Annotated in this window: 12 protein-coding genes; 3 read left to right on the top strand and 9 right to left on the bottom strand. The window is 56.3% G+C overall.

What is annotated here, in order from left to right:
- Positions 1–45: 45 nt before the first annotated feature.
- The 7 genes from H9X86_RS06465 to H9X86_RS06435 all read right to left on the bottom strand — a co-directional run bounded on the left by H9X86_RS06465 (position 46) and on the right by H9X86_RS06435 (position 9,955).
- Positions 46–5,043 carry a discoidin domain-containing protein gene (locus H9X86_RS06465; protein WP_204900740.1) on the bottom strand — a complete coding sequence of 1,666 codons (4,998 nt, stop codon included), beginning with the start codon at positions 5,041–5,043 and terminating at the stop codon, positions 46–48.
- Between the two features lie 314 nt (positions 5,044–5,357).
- Positions 5,358–6,485, bottom strand: coding sequence for a DUF362 domain-containing protein (locus H9X86_RS06460; protein WP_204900739.1), 1,128 nt, complete (start codon positions 6,483–6,485; stop codon positions 5,358–5,360).
- Positions 6,486–6,589: 104 nt separating this feature from the next.
- Complete coding sequence (locus tag H9X86_RS06455; RefSeq protein WP_204900738.1) at positions 6,590–7,834, bottom strand: ABC transporter permease; 1,245 nt, start codon at positions 7,832–7,834, stop codon at positions 6,590–6,592.
- Between the two features lie 14 nt (positions 7,835–7,848).
- Entirely contained in the window at positions 7,849–8,739 is an 891-nt protein-coding gene (locus H9X86_RS06450) for an ABC transporter ATP-binding protein (RefSeq protein ID WP_204900737.1), read from the bottom strand.
- Between the two features lie 14 nt (positions 8,740–8,753).
- Entirely contained in the window at positions 8,754–8,972 is a 219-nt protein-coding gene (locus H9X86_RS06445; protein WP_204900736.1) for a hypothetical protein, read from the bottom strand.
- 36 nt (positions 8,973–9,008) lie between these two features.
- Positions 9,009–9,746 (bottom strand): DUF3169 family protein, encoded by a 738-nt coding sequence (locus H9X86_RS06440; RefSeq protein ID WP_204900735.1) that lies wholly within the window; start codon positions 9,744–9,746, stop codon positions 9,009–9,011.
- Positions 9,743–9,955, bottom strand: coding sequence for a helix-turn-helix transcriptional regulator (locus H9X86_RS06435; protein ID WP_204900734.1), 213 nt, complete (start codon positions 9,953–9,955; stop codon positions 9,743–9,745). Before H9X86_RS06435 ends, H9X86_RS06440 begins: the two co-directional genes overlap by 4 nt.
- 179 nt (positions 9,956–10,134) lie before the next feature.
- On the opposite strand from H9X86_RS06435, the gene H9X86_RS06430 reads away from it, so the two are divergent.
- Genes H9X86_RS06430 through H9X86_RS06420 form a run of 3 tightly spaced genes read left to right on the top strand, consistent with a single transcriptional unit; the run spans position 10,135 to position 13,105 of the window.
- On the top strand, positions 10,135–10,956 hold the full coding sequence (locus H9X86_RS06430; protein WP_243416869.1) for an HAD-IIA family hydrolase: 822 nt from the start codon (positions 10,135–10,137) through the stop codon (positions 10,954–10,956).
- Positions 10,953–12,284 (top strand): MFS transporter, encoded by a 1,332-nt coding sequence (locus tag H9X86_RS06425; protein WP_204900732.1) that lies wholly within the window; start codon positions 10,953–10,955, stop codon positions 12,282–12,284. The genes H9X86_RS06430 and H9X86_RS06425 overlap by 4 nt, the downstream gene beginning before the upstream one ends.
- A gap of 5 nt (positions 12,285–12,289) precedes the next feature.
- Complete coding sequence (locus H9X86_RS06420; protein ID WP_204900731.1) at positions 12,290–13,105, top strand: glycerophosphodiester phosphodiesterase family protein; 816 nt, start codon at positions 12,290–12,292, stop codon at positions 13,103–13,105.
- 51 nt (positions 13,106–13,156) lie between these two features.
- Here the strand turns inward: H9X86_RS06420 and H9X86_RS06415 are convergent, their stop codons facing one another.
- Together H9X86_RS06415 and H9X86_RS06410 are read right to left on the bottom strand one after the other, a co-directional pair.
- The gene (locus tag H9X86_RS06415; RefSeq protein ID WP_204900730.1) at positions 13,157–13,318 is read right to left on the bottom strand and encodes a hypothetical protein; all 162 of its coding nucleotides are present in this window, start codon (positions 13,316–13,318) and stop codon (positions 13,157–13,159) included.
- Positions 13,300–14,757, bottom strand: coding sequence for an FAD-dependent oxidoreductase (locus H9X86_RS06410; protein WP_204900729.1), 1,458 nt, complete (start codon positions 14,755–14,757; stop codon positions 13,300–13,302). Before H9X86_RS06410 ends, H9X86_RS06415 begins: the two co-directional genes overlap by 19 nt.
- Positions 14,758–15,126: the final 369 nt, after the last annotated feature.

Here is a 15,126-nt window from a genome sequence, read left to right as displayed (position 1 = left end):
GCTTCTGTGGCGAACTTTTTTAGAAAAGAGAGCAAGGGGAGAAGGTTACTTGTTACGACGCTTTCTCACCACTCCGGCGCATGCCATCAAACCTGCGGAGACCAACAGGGCAGCGGCATAGAGGTAAATCATCTGGCTATCACCGGTGCCGGGGACGGCCGAGTCCTCCTGCTGGGCAGTGGTATTCACCAACACGTAAGTGCTGAAGTGGCTTAGGGTGGCTGTGACGGTGTTGGCCTGCTTGTTCACCGTGATGGGAACCTCCTGCCGTTGACCGTCGGTGGAAATGTAGTACAGCTTCAAGTGATTCGCAGAGAGATGGTCAGGGATCTGGAACACCATTTCCACAGGGACCTTGGGCTGGACAGCCTGTCCCTGAAGGGTGGCTGTGATCTCGAAGATTGCGGCTTTGTCCATCTCAGCGATGCCTTTGAGAGCATCTTCCACACGGGTGTAGATTTCGCCCTGGGTGATGGCGTCCACCACAATCACAGTCCCGCCGTCAAAGGCCTGGGAGGCGTTGCTCACAGTGATCTGTGCATCGGTGTTGTTGTCCAAAACCACGCTTTGACCGGGCTCAGCGGAGGGCTCGGCGGTAGGCTCAACAGTAGGCTCAACAGTAGGCTCAGCGGTAGGCTCAGCGGTAGGCTCAGCGGTAGGCTCAGTGGTAGGCTCAACAGTGGGCTCAACAGTGGGCTCAACAGTGGGCTCAACAGTGGGAGAGGGGTCGGGATCGGGTTCCTCTACCTGCTGGAAGACAGCGGCAATGGTCACGTCCTTGTCGGGCATGGTAAATTGGAAAGAACCGTCTTCGGCGGTCACCACGCTAACCGGGGTGCCATCGGCAGTGGTGACAGTGAGAGAACCCGCCTTGAACTGATAGCCGGTAAAGGCCTGCTGGGTTACCGAGATGGTGGCACCTGCGGCAGCCTGCAAGGTGGAGGGGGTCACGACGCCGCCGTTGCCTGGGGCCAGGTTGATGTCATACATGGCGGCGGAGAAGGAGACCCGGACAGAGGTGTTGGCCTGGATGTTGGTGAGCACCAGACGTCCGTCGTCGGGAATGTTCTGGGCCACATTGTTGACCACGATACTTTGAATCTGATATCCGGCGTCCGGGGTGATGGACACCACGGCGTTGCCGCCGGCGGGAACCTGTGTGCCAGTGAGCAGCTGGGCAGAGCCGTGTTCTCCGGCGGAAACGTCCACGGAGAAGGTGTTGCCCACCAGCTCATCCTCCCACATCCGTTCCACCACAGCATAGTCCACGCGGAGGTAACCGTCGTTGACAGTGACGGTCAGGGTATGGTCAGCGTTGGCAGTGGCATCGGGCACGTCGATGGACCACATCCGGGCAGATACCTTGCCGTTGGTGCCCAGACTGGTGGTGTCCAACTGGGTGGGGGTGACCTCTTTACCGTCCAGGGTGAAGGTGAGAGAACCATAGACAGTGGAGTCGTTGGCCTCTCCCATGGGGGTGACGCCGGCATACAGCTGCACGCCGGTACCGTTGAAGTGGAGGGTGTAGGAGGCGCCGTCCTTGTTGGTGCGGGTGAAGCCCAGGTTCTGATACTGGGCGTTCTGGACGTGCTGCACCCAGCCGTTGGCCTCGTCGGCATCCACATTGAAGCCGTTGTTGGTGGTGTCCATGTTTTTGCTGGTGACTGTACCGGGCTGATAGGAGAAGTAGTGCTCTGTGCTGGTATCTGTGTTGCGCTGATCCACATACACCTGCACGGCATCAGCCTTTTGGCTATTGTTCTCCACCACCTCAGCGGGGAGAAGGCCGGTGTAGGTGACCTTGGCTCCGTCAATACCGGCTTGGTTGTTGTTGACTTTCTCGATGGTCAGGGTGTGGACACCTAACGTCAGATTGTCAAACACCAGGCTCTGGTTGTTTGCGGTGCCGGTTTTCCACTCTGCACCGTCAATACCGTTGTCGGTGATGGCGGCTCGGATGTTCTGGGCCTGGTCGGCACGCAGAAGCAGCTCCACCTTGGTGCCGTAGAAGGTAAAGGTGGCCTGAGAACCGTTCCAGTTGGAGAAGTGGCCGTCGTTCTCCAGGGGATACTGCTTCATAGCAGAGCCATTGGTCTCGGTCTCACGATAGGACCACTTATCGTCATAGGAGAAGCGGAACAGGCCGGAACCCATGGTGTTGTCGTTGACGGTGATGGTGGTGCTCTGCTGATCGTCCGCAGCGGTAAGGGCCAGCTCCACATCGTAGATAGCGGGCAGCTCCTGGGCCTGGACAGTCAGACGAATGGCAGAGGCGGTCTCAGCGGTGTCGCCGATGCCGCTCCACACGCCCTGGTCTTCCGTCAGCTCGCCCAGTTCATGCCACTGGCCATCGGTACCCAGATAGGAAGCGGTCATGGACTGGATGGCGTCACCCTTTTCCACCACGGTGATCTGACCCAGCAGGCTGGGCTCAAAGGTGTTTTCCAGGGTATAGCTCTGGCTCTCCTGCTGCTGGGGCTGCCAATAGGTCTCAGAATGTCCGTCGAAGGCAAAGGAGGCGCAAGCACCTTCGCTCTGAGAGCTGGCCTTGGCGGTGGTATTGGTGGCCCAGAAGTACAGGTTGGCCTCGCCGCCGCCCAGGGTAATGGTGAAGCTGCCGTTATCATCCAGGGCGACTTCCTTCAGTTCACCGTTGTTGTCCTTGTCCACCTCATAGAGGGCGTAACCTGCGGCAACAAAGCTGGGGTCAGCGGTGATGGTGATTTGCTGGCGGGTGTTGTCCGAAGAGCCGGCCTCCCGCTCAGAAATGTTGAACTGGTTGTACCGCTCGGCAGTACCAGCCACCAGGCCGTTCATGACCATGAATGCCTTGGGGGCGGTGGCACCGGCAAAGTACTCTTTGATTTCGCTCTCGTACAGGCCGGGCAGGGTATTGAAGTAGCCCAGTACCACGTCGCCGGTCTGGCCGTTGTGAGTGTCGGAGAGGCTGGTCACGGAGATGTCAGACAGACCGAACTCCTGGTTTTTGGCTTCGCTCTCAGCGGCGTCGAAGTTGCTACGTCGGAAGCCAGTGGCGGAGGCGGCGCTTTCGTCACCCATCTCCCCGACTTTGAACATGATCCAGTCGTTGTTCAGACGGGTGAGTTGGTCGTCAATGGCGTGGACACGGTCGATGATCTCGCCCCACTCCAGCAGACCACGGGTGGGGGTTCCGTCCTCATCCCACAGGTAGGAGCGGTCGAACTGGTACTCCACACGGAAGAAGTTCAGCCATTTCATGCCGGACAGGATGGAGGTATTGACGATCAAGTTCTTGTTGGACTGGGAGTGATTGAAGGCAAAGGCATCCAGGTACTGGCCGAACATAATGGGCTTTGTACCCGTGCCGTCCACGCCGCCATAGGCCAGCATACGGTATCTGTCCCAAGTGGGGAGGTTGAGCAGCTTGCGGGCTGCATCTTCCTGTACGGTGGAGTTAGACAGGTTGATGCTGGAGGGGTTGGCCCAGCTGTTGTCTCCGTAGTAATCGTCCCAGGTGAGCAGATCAGGCTGAGCAATGCGGATATATTCTCTCAAATTTGCCTCAGTCCACTGGTTGGGGTACTGGTTGGTGTGGAGAATGACCCCGGGATAGTGCTGGCGGGTCCACTCAAACCATTCGCCGAAGGCCTGTGCTTCGGCGGTGGAGTAACCACCCTCGTCACCGAAGCAGAAGCTGATGGCGTTGTGGACATAGGCTTCCATGGAGTCAGGGATGAAGTCCCGGGGCTCGCCAGCGCCGCTCATGTTGTTGCCGCCGAAGGGAGCCTTGGCAATGCCCCAGACGGAGTCGGGGTTGTAGAGCATATAGTCGGCGTTTTCAAAATCCGGATCATAGAACAGGGGGCCGTCATAGCCGAACTGCTCTGCCTCCTCTACGGTGGGGGTGCCTCGGCCATATCCGCTGCTGGGCGTCCAACCCAACATGGGCAGGCCCCGCTCCACCACAGTGGCCTGACCACTGGCCAGGTACTGGTGGCGATCCTCGTGCTGATAGGGGACGCTGCCGCCCTCCGGGGCGGGCTGCTCCTCGGGCACTGTGCCGGAGTCGGTGAAGATCATAAACTGATACATACGCAGTTCACTTTCCGGGCGCTGCCAGTGGGTGACCTCGAAGCGGATGTACCGGGCCTGATAGGACACGCCAAACTCATAGCGGGTCACGTTCTGGTGATATTGCACGCCGGTGTTCATGTTGCCCTTGGTGATGGGGGTTTCCCAGTTGATGCCGTCGGTACTCACCGAGATCCGAGCCTTGTTGGTGCCCAGTGCCAGATTGGAGGGGCCAAAGGCGGCACGAATGCGGCTGACACTGTACGCTGCACCCAGATCCACGGTGAACAGGGTGACGGCCTGGTCGTTACCGGTGCTGTCGGGGAGCTCACTGCCCGGCACGCTCCAGTAGCTCTCGTCGGTGTTGACATAGCTGCCGTCGTTGGCCTTGCTCTCAGGCAGCACCACGGCATAGTCCTTTTTCAGAACCTCCAGAAGGGCATCTTCATTGTCAAAATCGGTATCAACGGAGAGAGCCTGTTTGATGGTCTGGTCATAGACTGCGGGGACACGTCCACGGTAGTCGGCCTCCACCTTGGTGATCTCAACATTGTATGTGGTGGAGTCCTCGCCGTCGGTGACAGTCACATTCAAGTCGTGAGTGCCGGTTTCGGACACATCCATGGTCACATAGCCTTGGGCATTCAGGTCCTGCCCGTTCACCGTCACCTCAGCGGTGTCAGACTGGGTAAAGGGATAGACCTGGATGGAGTCCACCGACATGTAAGCTGTGGCGGTGTAATCGGTGACCTGGGGGGCAAAACCGATGTCGTTGGGCTCGACGCCCTGAGGGTAATCACCCACAGCTTCCAATTCGTAGACTTTGTCCAGAATCAGATTGCTCAGCATGGGCCCCTGACTCTGTGCGCTGGCCAACAGGGATAAAGGCAGCATACTGGAAATCAGGGCACCGGCACACAAAAGGCTCAAGGCCCTGTGTCGGATGCCGATTGACCACATGCGAGAAGGAATGCGATCATGTTTTTTCATTCTCTCTCCTCCTTGTGAATGTTTGGCGCACCAAAACTGCGGCACTATAAACTCATACAATTCTATAATACCTGGGAGCTATGTGGGAGGGTAGTAGAATTATTTCCTCTGGAGTGTCATTTTTTTAGATGCCAGAAAAAAGAAGTATGGTTGGGCAGATTCTCATAAAAAATGGAAAACCACTGCCTTGTTGCAGACAGCGGTTACCATACTTATGATTTCTACACTCCGGTGGAGCAATATGCGGAATGACTCAGGGCAGGTCATTACACCTCAGTTTGGGCCACCTGTCCAAAGCAGATGCGGCGAAGAAATTATTTCAAAGAGACCAGTTCATAGCTGCGAGTGCCTATGCCGATCTTCTCTGCGTGCTCCAGACACGTCTTGTATTCCGAGTCGGGGGTGCTGTTTTTGAAGTGGTCGTGGTGGTCACAGAAGTCGGGCTTGGCCATGTTGTCGCTGAGCTGGCTGTTGGGCAGGGGATCGCAGGCCAGGCAGGCGTCCACGCAGGCCTGATCCAAGGCCAGGGGGTCAAAGGAGGCGAACATGCCGATGTTGGGAAGGATGGGGGCGTCATTTTCTGCATGGCAATCGCAGTTGGGGCTGACATCCACGATCAGGGAGATGTGGAAGTTGGGACGGCCGTCCACCACAGCCTTGGCATACTCCGCCATACGGCAGTTCAGGTCTTTCACGGCGGCCCAGCTGGAGAAGTCGATGGCATCGAAGTTACATGCCCCGATGCACCGGCCACAGCCCACGCAGTTTTCCGTGACAATGTGCATCTTCCGGGTGGTCTCATCAAAGGCCAGACCGTGGTTGGCGCACTCCTTCAAGCAGGCCTTGCAGCCCCGGCACTTGTCCTGGTGCACGGTGGGCTGACCGTTGTGGTGCTGCTCTTTTTTGCCGGCCCGGGAGCCGCAGCCCATGCCAATGTTCTTGATGGCGCCGCCGAAGCCCGCCATTTCGTGGCCTTTGAAGTGGTTGAGGGAGATGAACACGTCTGCATCCATGATGGCACGGCCAATTTTAGCATTCTGGACATATTCGCCGTTGACGGGAACCTCCACATCGTCGGTGCCCTTCAAGCCGTCACCAATGAGGATGGGGCAGCCCACGGTCATGGGGGTGAAGCCATTTTCCCAGGCGCAGTACAGGTGCTCCAGGGCGTTTTTCCGGCTGCCCACATAGAGGGTGTTGCAGTCGGTGAGGAAGGGCTTGCCACCCAGCTCTTTTACCACGTCCGCCACAGCCTTGGCGTAGTTGGGGCGGAGAAAGCCCAGGTTGCCCAGCTCACCGAAGTGCATCTTGATGGCCACGAACTTGCCATCCATGTCCATGTCCCCGATGCCGGCGGCACGGATGAGCCGCTTGAGCTTGGTGGGCAGGCCCTCGCCCAGCTTGGTGCGGAAGTCTGTGTAATATACTTTTGCTTTATCCATACCTCATTGCTCCTCATTCCAAAATGGGTGTATTTGAAACAGTATTTACAGTATAGCGGAGCCAGGAGAGTTTGGCAAGAATCATCCAAGAAGACTGGAAAAAGTTAGGCCCGCCAAACCGCCTTGAAGATGGCGCCCAGCTTGGGCGGGGTGCCGTAGAGGAGTACACCCACCCGGTAGATTTTGGCGGAGAGCACACCGATGGCCGCCACGGACACAGTCAACAGTCCTATGGACAGGGCAATTTGATACGCCGGAACCGTGGACATGGCAATGCGGGCAAACATGGCAATGGGGGAGGTGAAGGGAAGGAAAGAGCAGACCATCATGGCCACATTGTCCACCGAGCTGCTGCCCATACTGAACATGACCACACAGAAGGCCACTACAAAGAGCAGGGACAGAGGCATCACCGAGGTGTTGATGTCTTCCAGCTTGGTGGCGGTGGAGCCGATGGCGCCGTAGAGGAAGGCGTAGAGGAGGAAGCCCAGCACAAAGAACACCAGCATGAACACCAGCAGGGAGGGGGGCATATCAAACAGGGAGGTCATCATGGTGTTGCCACCCCAGGCATCTTGATTGAGCTGGTAGAAGAGCAGGGAAGAACCGAAGATGACGGTGAGCTGGACAAAACCAGCCAAGCAGGAGGCCAGCACCTTGCCGAACATCATGTTCACCGGGGTGGCACTGGTGATGAGCAGCTCCATGGCTCGGGAGCTCTTTTCCGTGGCCACGTGGGAGGCCACCATTTGTCCGTAGAGCATGATAACCATGTACAGGGCCAAGATCATGATGTAGGTGTACCAGTAATTTTGTGCCTGGTCTATCCCCAAAAGTTCCTCTCTGGCATCAATCTGAATGGAGAGGATGTCACCAGCCTGTTGAGGGGTCAGACCCTGCTGGGCCATGGCATCCACCTGGGCCAGTCCCACCAGCACCTGATTGGCGATTTGGGTGTTCTGATCGTAGAGGGAGCGGTTGAGCACATAATAGGTGTACGAGGTCAACCCGTCAAAGACAAAGGCGCACTCTGCCTCTGCGTTGGACACCTTTTCTTTGATTTGGGACACAGTTTCCTGGGTCAAAGAAACTTCCTGGTCTGAAAATGCGGCGGAGAACGCCTGAACAATGGCATCCCCCATCTCTGGAGATGGAGCAGAGACCAAAATTATGGACTGCTCTGTGCTCTCACCTTCGTCTCCCCCCAAGGAACCAAAGAAGTTCATCAGATTGGGCAAGAACATCACCACTGCCAACACGGCCACGATGAACAGGGTGGAGCCCACGAAAACTTTATTTTTGAAATAGTTTTTCAGCTCGAAGCTGAGAATGGTTCGGAATTGTTTCATGATCTTCTCTCCCTTCACACATGGTCCCCGGCATATTCCACGAAAATGTCGTTGAGGGAAGGTTCGTAGACTTGCACCCGGTCAATGTCGTAGCGGGCCACCAGTTGGCCCATGACCTCTGGCTTTTGCTGTGGGCTGTCCAGACGGAGAAGTACCTCTCCGGGCTGTATCAGTTGGCAGCGGGGGCCAAACTGGTTGAGGATCTCCTGGTACTGGGGACTGCAAATGGTGAGCCGATCCCGGGGATAGCTGCGCTTGATTTGCTCCAGGTTGCCGGAAATGGCGATTTTGCCCTGGTTGAGAATAGCGATGTTCTGACAGAACTCCTCAATGTAGTTCATCTGGTGGGAGGAGAAGAGGACGATTTTCCCCTTTTGAATCTGCTCCTTCACCACGTCTTTGAGCAGCGAAGCATTCACTGGATCCAATCCCGAGAAAGGTTCATCCAGCACGATGATGTCCGGGTCGTGGGCCAGGGCGGTGATGAGCTGGATTTTCTGCTGGTTGCCCTTGGAGAGGGTGTCCAGCCGTTTGTTTTCGTACTCCTCCATGCCCAGCCGTTCCAGCCAGCGGCGGATGGCAGTTACCGCTTGGGAGCGCTTCATCCCTTTGAGCTGGGCGAAGTAAACCAGCTGCTGCCCAATGGGCTTTTTGGGGTACAAGCCCCGCTCCTCGGGCAGATAGCCCAGGGACACCTTGCGGTAGTCAATGGGCTTTCCATCCAGGAGAATTTCTCCTCCATTGGGGGGGAATACATCCATGAGAATGCGGATGGTGGTGGTCTTACCGGCACCGTTGCGGCCCAGCAGGCCAAAGGCCTGGCCGCCTTCAGCGGTGAGGGAGATGCCCTGGAGCACTTGCTTGGCTCCAAAGCTCTTTTCAATGTTGCGCAGTTCCAATGTCATAGTGGTTCACCTCATCATTTTGTCGTGGGATCATCCTGTTGGTGGGAGCGATTTTTCCGCCACCGATCTACAAACGCAATGATCCAGAGTAGGGCACAAAGACTGTAAAGAATCAGGAGAAACATAGGCTCATCTTCATCGTATTTGATGATTTTGGACAGAGCCAGCACAGTCCAGATCACAGCACAGGCGCCATGAATCACCAAGGTGGAGTCTTTGGGTTTCTTCATCATGATAATACACTCCTTACCTATCCGTGGATTGGGTGGTTATAACCTGGCTTTATCCAGCTTTAGGGCGGTGTAGTTGTACACGAATTGCTGCACCAACCAGATGGCGCCTACCAGCAAGCTGTACGCAGGTGCAATCAAGTCGATCATGGAGAGAAGTGCCAGAACTGCCATGAGAATGGGGAAAATTGTGGTCATTATCTTGAACGCCTGATAGCTGCACTGGGCGATTTGCTGTCGCTCGGCCTCGTCACAGCTCTGGTACCAGTCGTGTTGAAATTTGAAATCAAAGATATTGCCTCGCTTTTCTGGAAAAAGTTGCTTGGTGGCGGAGATAATGCGGGCCTGCATGGCCATATCCCATACAAGGTGCACCACCAAAAGCAGAACAGACCAGCCGATACCCCAGGATGCAGCGCAACTCAGAGCCATAGCAAGGAACATAAGCACGGTGGAGAGATTAGCCAGGAACATGGATCGGCACAAAACGAGGTTGACGCCGGGAAACACCTCATCATCCTCCAGGGCCTGGGGAATCAGGTGTTTACCTTGCACGTAAAACCAGGTGGACAAGGCCAGCAACACCAGGGCAGGCAGAAACCACCAGGGGCCGGGGGCAGATAGCATCTGGTTGGTCCATTGGCTGAGGTCTTGCATAGAGAGTTCGTTGGCTATGGCGGCATAGCCCGCAACACCCCCAACTATGCCGCAGATGATGAGTACAACGGCGAAGGTGAGATAGATACGAGCGGGAGATTTTTTCTTGGCTTCTTTCATGATGGCTCCTCCTCTACGAGATAGAAGACTTCTTCCACCGGGCGGTGGAACACCTGGGCAATGCGGAGGGCCAGGGTGATGGAGGGATTGTAGTCTCCCCGCTCGATGAGGCTGATGGTCTGCCGGGAGGCTCCCACCAAGGCTCCCAATTCCTGCTGGTTGATGCCCTGGGCTGCCCGAAACTCTTTGAGACGATTTTGCAACGGCATGAGCACCCCTCCTTGACAACTTTCCTTTGCGTTATAACAACTATTATTGTCAATCAAAGTATAGCGATGACAAAGATAGTTGTCAAGTAGAGCCCGGAGATTTCAAAATCTTTTCAAACTGTTGACACAGAGGGGTGGATTTTCTTCTTCTCTTCGCTATAATGGAGGTGAGTGTGGCAATGGAGGAATGCTATGTGGGAACTTTGAGAGAGAAAAAACTGTTTTTGCTGGATATGGATGGAACGATCTACCTGGACGGAACGTTGTTTCCGGACACCCTCCCGTTTTTACATCAAATCCGGGCACAAGGGGGGAGATATCTCTTTTTGACCAACAACTCCTCCCGGTCCACCCAAGCCTATGTGGACAAGCTGCAGGGCATGGGGATCGACGCCCGGGAGGAGGATTTTCTCACCTCCACCACCGCCCTCATTCAGGAACTGAAGGGTCGGAAGCCGTATCGACTGTGCTACGCCTTTGGCACTGAGAGCTTCCGCAGCCAACTGCGCCAAGCTGGGATTGCGGTGACCGACCGGTTGGAGGATGAGGTGGATTGTCTGCTCATGGCCTTTGACACGGAACTGACCTTTCAAAAGCTGGAAGATGCCTGCATCCTGCTGGGGCGTGGGGTGGACTATCTGGCCACCAACCCGGACTGGGTGTGCCCCACCTGGTATGGCTCGGTGCCAGACTGCGGCAGCGTGTGCGAAATGCTCTTCCGGGCCACCGGGCGCAGACCCCAGGTGATTGGAAAGCCACAGCCCGCCATGGCACGCTTGGCCATGGAGTGGGTGGGGGCCACTCCTGAGGAGACGGTGATGGTGGGAGATCGGCTGTATACCGACATTGCCAGCGGAGAAGCGGCGGGTATTGATACGGTGTTTGTCCTCTCAGGAGAGGGCACGCGGGCTGATTTGGAGACAAGTCCTGTGCATCCCACCTGGGTGTTGGACGGAATCGGAGATATCCTACGAGACATGGAGAGGGGAGAGAACATATGAAACTGGATTATAAGCGTACTGTGTTGGTGGGTCTGGCCTTTTTGTCTATCTGTGCCTTTTGGCAGATGTACGACAATGTGATGACCCTGATTCTCACCGGGACGTTCCAACTCAATGAATCCCTGGCGGGGGCCATTATGGCAGCTGACAATGTGTTGGCGCTATTTTTGCTGCCGCTGTTTGGGGCCATTTCAGATCGCACCAGCACGGGACTGGGGCGGCGGATGCCCTTCATCCTGGGAGGCACCGGTGCGGCGGTGATTTTGATGAATCTGCTGCCTATGTTGGACAACGGCTATGCAGCCTCCCCCTCGGCGTTTGAACTGGCCAGCTTTGTCATTGTTCTGGGGCTGCTGCTGGTGGCCATGGGTACCTATCGCTCTCCTGCGGTGGCCTTGATGCCGGACGTTACTCCCAAGCCCCTGCGCAGCAAGGGTAACGCCATCATCAACCTGATGGGTGCTGTGGGCGGCGTGCTCTATCTGGCGGTGGCGGCGGTGCTGTACCCCACAGCTGAGACCCAGGGAGTGGAGCACGTCAACTACCAGCCTCTGTTTTTGGTGGTGTCCCTCATCATGCTGGTGTCGGTGGTGGTGCTCTTTGTCACCACCCGGGAGCCGGAGCTGGCCCGGAAGAATCAACAACTGGAACAGGAGCACCCAGAGTGGAATCTTGCGGAGGATGACGGGGCAGGGCATGAGGTACTGCCCGCTCCGGTCAAACGCAGCCTGGGCTTTTTGCTGGCGTCCATCTCCCTGTGGTTCATTGGCTACAACGGGGTGACCACCTGGTTTACCAAATATGTGGCAGAGGTGATGGGAGAGGGGCTGGGGGGTGCGTCTACCTGTCTGCTGGTGGCCACCGCCGGAGCCATTGTCTCCTACATCCCCATCGGCATCCTGGCCAGCCGCATTGGCAGAAAGAAGACCATTTTGTGTGGTGTTGTTCTGCTGGCAGCCTGTTTTTTGATGGGCTTTGTCCTCACCACTGTGTACTCGTCCATCCAGCCCATCATGTACCTGGTTTTTGCCCTGGTGGGCTTTGCTTGGGCGGCCATCAATGTCAACTCTCTGCCCATGGTGGTGGAGATGTGCCGGGGCAGCGACATTGGTAAATTTACCGGCTACTACTACACCTTTTCCATGGCGGCTCAGGTGGTGACCCCCATTTTGGCGGGGACGCTGATGCGTGTCATTGACTACCGGGTGTTGTTTCCCTATGCGGCTTTGTTTGTGGCGCTGTCCTTTGTGACCATGCTGGGGGTGCACCACGGAGACGCCAGGGTGGAAGCGAAAAAGGGCTTGGATGCCTTTGAGGAGATGGATTGAGAGATATGATGGGTTGGATTGTATTGTGTGTTGTGGCTGTGTTGGTGCTGTTTTGGATTGTGGCGGTGCGCTGCCGCCACGGGCATCCGGCCTGGCAGGAGCTGCGTCGATATCGGTATGCGCACCGGGGGCTGCATGATAAAGAGCACGGCATTCCGGAGAACTCTCTGGTGGCCTTTCGTCGGGCGGCGGAGCGAGGGTACGGTGCCGAGCTGGATGTTCACCTTACCCGGGACGGAAAACTGGTGGTCATCCATGATGACTCCCTGCTGCGCACCGTCGGAGTGGATGTGAAAGCGTCCTCGCTGACGGCCCAGCAGCTGTCCCAGTACCGTCTGGAGGGTACAGAGGAAAAGATCCCCATGTTGGAGGAGGTGCTCCCCCTGTTTGAGGGAAAGGGGCCTCTGATCGTGGAGCTGAAGGTGGAGGGCAACGCAGACCGGCTGGCCAAAGCCACCTGTGAGATGCTGGATCGGTATCAGGTGAAGTATTGCATTGAGTCGTTTCACCCCAAAGCACTGCTGTGGCTCAAGCGAAACCGGCCTGAAATTTGCCGGGGCCAGCTAAGTCAGAACTTTCTCAAGAATCGCAGTGGACTGCCTTGGCTGGCGGCTATGGTAATGACCAATGTTATGACCAATCTGGTCACCTGCCCGGATTTTGTAGCCTACCGCTGGAAGGATCGCCGCCGGGCCTGCCTGTTTGTGGCCACGAAGCTGTGGCGAGGACAGGAAGTGAGCTGGACTCTGCGCAGTGCAGAGGAAATGAAGCAGGTAGAGGGTGACGGCTGCTTGTCCATCTTTGAACAATTTACCCCGTAAAATATCCCCCTGATTTCCGGCGTGAAATCAGGGGGAATATTTAATCTCGGGTCAGTGAAAGACCTTCAGATCGGGGCCGGATGTGCCGTCCACAATGGGCTTTGCCCGTTCTTTGCCGTGCTTGGCCTTTCCTTGGATTTGGGGAACAGGGGGAACTTCGTTGCGAGGGTGTGTGTGGGTGCGATCGGGGCGCTTCATTCCTTGTTTTGCCATAACGATACCTCCATACTGATGTCCTTCTGGGCTGGCCCTGAAATGAGATGGCCATAGCGGTCAAAGCGGGAGCCGTGACAGGGACAGTCCCAGCTGAGCTCGTCGGGGTTCCACTCCAGCTGACAGCCCAGGTGGGGACAGCGAATATCCACGGGGTGGATGGTTCCGGTTGGCTCCTTATAGACCCCCAATTTCTCCCCATTCAAAAAGACGATGCCGCCGTGACCCCGTGGAATTTCTGCCGCCTCTTTGGATGGAATTTGAAAAAATCGTTTGACCATCCCTTTCACAGCCTTGCCGCCATCCACTGCCATGCCGGGAAGTGCGGCAGCCTCAAATCGGCCTGGATCGAAGACCTGGGCGCAGGGACTCTCTTTTCCGCAGATCAGATCCCGGAGTATGGTTGCCGCCACCATAGAGGTGGTCATACCCCATTTTTGGAACCCGGTGGCCACATGCCAATGGGGGTGGCTGGTGGCATATCGGCCAATATATGGAACTCCGTCCGGGGTCATACAGTCTTGGGCCGACCAGTGGCAGACCTCACGGCTGTCTGGGAACCATTCTCTGGCCTTTTGACGCAGGCGCTCATACCGTCCACCGTCTCGGTTCTCTCCACAACGGTGGTTCTCCCCGCCCATGAGGAGCAGCTTTCCGTAGTTGCGCAGGGAGTAGCCTCCCTCTTGGGCACAGATATACATGCCATTCACCTGGGGGGCGTTTTCCAGAGCCAGAACGTAAGAGCGCTCCTGGTGCAGCCGGGCAAAATACATCCCAGGCATATTGATGAATGGGAAATGGCAGGCAAAGACGATGTGCTGGGCAGTGATGGATCCGTGGGGAGTGGTAAGCATATGGTCGTCTACGGTTTCCACTGGAGTGTGCTCATAGATGGTCAGACCATCAGAAATATGTTTGAGAAACTTCAGGGGATGAAATTGGGCCTGATGTTCCATTTTTACTCCGCCTGCTGAGGGAATAGGGATGTTCAAGTCAGTGACGTAGGAGGCGGGCAGACCCAGTTTGGCAGCGGCCTGTGCCTCTGCCTGGAGCTGCTCCCAGTCATTCCCGTAGACGTAGGCGCTGCGTTCTTCAAAATCGCAGTCTATGTGATGGTCTTGTATCATGGCTTTATAAGCGTATACAGCAGACAGATTGGCTTGAGCATACTGCCTGGCCATGTCCTCACCCAGAGTGTCAATGAGTTTTTGAAAGATCATGCCGTGTTGGGCGGTGATCTTTGCCGTGGTGCGACCGGTCTGGCCGCTGGCGATCGTCCCGGCATCCACCACAACGACCTGGTGACCGGCTTCTTGCAGGAAGTGGGCCGTCAACACACCTGCCATGCCTGCACCGATGACTACGGTGTCAATCTCCAAATCGCCGGGCAGGCACCTGCGCTGGGGAATTTTGCAGCTTTGTGACCATAGGGATTGCATATGATTCCTCCCGGTTGTCTCAGAATTGCATTGCGCATTTGTATTGTTGGCAGGGAGGAATGTGTTTATGTGTGTGGAGGAAAGCTCTGAAGTAAAAAGCTCAACGTCTTCCTATTTGCAGACGGGAAAAGAAATTGCCGCTTGCCAGTGAGGAATCGGGGCGGCGCTGATGCGCCGTACAAGTGTTTTTGTCAGAGGCGAAAACCTTGGCGCAGGCGGAGTTGATTTCCGCCGAGCATTAAAATTACTTATGGTTACCAAAAAGGGCCTGTTGCAAAATAGGCCAGGACAATAGGAACCCCCCGGCATAGCCGGGGGTTCTTCATATGCGGGCAAAGCCCTTTGTTACTAGCCACGCCTAAAGGCGTT

Source organism: Pseudoflavonifractor capillosus (genome assembly GCF_016902575.1).
GTDB lineage: Bacteria > Bacillota > Clostridia > Oscillospirales > Oscillospiraceae > Enterenecus > Enterenecus capillosus_A.
The sequence above is the reverse complement of the archived record's forward strand: the minus strand, read 5'-3'. Positions and strand labels throughout refer to the sequence as shown.

Coding starts and splice junctions, on each gene's coding strand:
- H9X86_RS06455 (WP_204900738.1), bottom strand. CDS start 7,834: ATGAAACAATTCCGAACCATTCTCAGCTTCGAGCTGAAAAACTATTTC.
- H9X86_RS06425 (WP_204900732.1), top strand. CDS start 10,953: ATGAAACTGGATTATAAGCGTACTGTGTTGGTGGGTCTGGCCTTTTTG.
- H9X86_RS06440 (WP_204900735.1), bottom strand. CDS start 9,746: ATGAAAGAAGCCAAGAAAAAATCTCCCGCTCGTATCTATCTCACCTTC.
- H9X86_RS06460 (WP_204900739.1), bottom strand. CDS start 6,485: ATGGATAAAGCAAAAGTATATTACACAGACTTCCGCACCAAGCTGGGC.
- H9X86_RS06430 (WP_243416869.1), top strand. CDS start 10,135: ATGGAGGAATGCTATGTGGGAACTTTGAGAGAGAAAAAACTGTTTTTG.
- H9X86_RS06410 (WP_204900729.1), bottom strand. CDS start 14,757: ATGCAATCCCTATGGTCACAAAGCTGCAAAATTCCCCAGCGCAGGTGC.
- H9X86_RS06435 (WP_204900734.1), bottom strand. CDS start 9,955: ATGCCGTTGCAAAATCGTCTCAAAGAGTTTCGGGCAGCCCAGGGCATC.
- H9X86_RS06450 (WP_204900737.1), bottom strand. CDS start 8,739: ATGACATTGGAACTGCGCAACATTGAAAAGAGCTTTGGAGCCAAGCAA.
- H9X86_RS06415 (WP_204900730.1), bottom strand. CDS start 13,318: ATGGCAAAACAAGGAATGAAGCGCCCCGATCGCACCCACACACACCCT.
- H9X86_RS06445 (WP_204900736.1), bottom strand. CDS start 8,972: ATGATGAAGAAACCCAAAGACTCCACCTTGGTGATTCATGGCGCCTGT.
- H9X86_RS06420 (WP_204900731.1), top strand. CDS start 12,290: ATGATGGGTTGGATTGTATTGTGTGTTGTGGCTGTGTTGGTGCTGTTT.
- H9X86_RS06465 (WP_204900740.1), bottom strand. CDS start 5,043: ATGAAAAAACATGATCGCATTCCTTCTCGCATGTGGTCAATCGGCATC.